This window comes from Amycolatopsis sp. VC5-11 (genome assembly GCF_037034185.1).
In the GTDB taxonomy this organism is placed as follows: Bacteria; Actinomycetota; Actinomycetes; order Mycobacteriales; family Pseudonocardiaceae; genus Amycolatopsis; species Amycolatopsis nivea.
In genome coordinates this window covers 1-631 of record NZ_JBAGKF010000055.1, presented here as the reverse complement: position 1 = coordinate 631, position 631 = coordinate 1, and the positions used below count along the sequence as shown (strand labels likewise).

Annotated in this window: 1 rRNA gene; it reads right to left on the bottom strand. The window is 59.7% G+C overall.

From position 1 onward, the window contains the following. A 23S ribosomal RNA gene (locus WA670_RS45050) occupies nt 1-631 on the bottom strand; the annotation flags it as partial.

Sequence of the window (631 nt, the reverse complement as noted above, 5' to 3'; positions counted from 1 at the left end):
TGCTTGGCCCCCCTTCTCCCGAAGTTACGGGGGCATTTTGCCGAGTTCCTTAACCACAGTTCACCCGATCGCCTTGGTATTCTCTACCTGACCACCTGTGTTGGTTTGGGGTACGGGCCGTGCATGCACTCACTAGAGGCTTTTCTCGACAGCATAGGATCACCCACTTCGCCTCAAACGGCTACGCATCACGTCTCAGCCCATTGCCATGCGGATTTGCCTACATGACGGCCTACACGCTTACACCAGGACAACCATCGCCTGGCGGAGCTACCTTCCTGCGTCACCCCATCGCTTGACTACTACGGAATCAGGTCCCACGCTCCACACACCCGATCCGCCCGAAGGCTTCACGAGTGGCTTCGGGTGGTTAGTGTCAACCGCCTCGCCATGGGCGCACATGCTCGGGTACGGGAATATCAACCCGTTGTCCATCGACTACGCCTGTCGGCCTCGCCTTAGGTCCCGACTTACCCTGGGCGGATTAGCCTGGCCCAGGAACCCTTGGTCATCCGGCGGCAGAGTTTCTCACTCTGCATTCGCTACTCATGCCTGCATTCTCACTCCCGCACCCTCCACGACTCGCTTCCGCGGCCGCTTCCCTGGATGCAGGACGCTCCCCTACCCATCC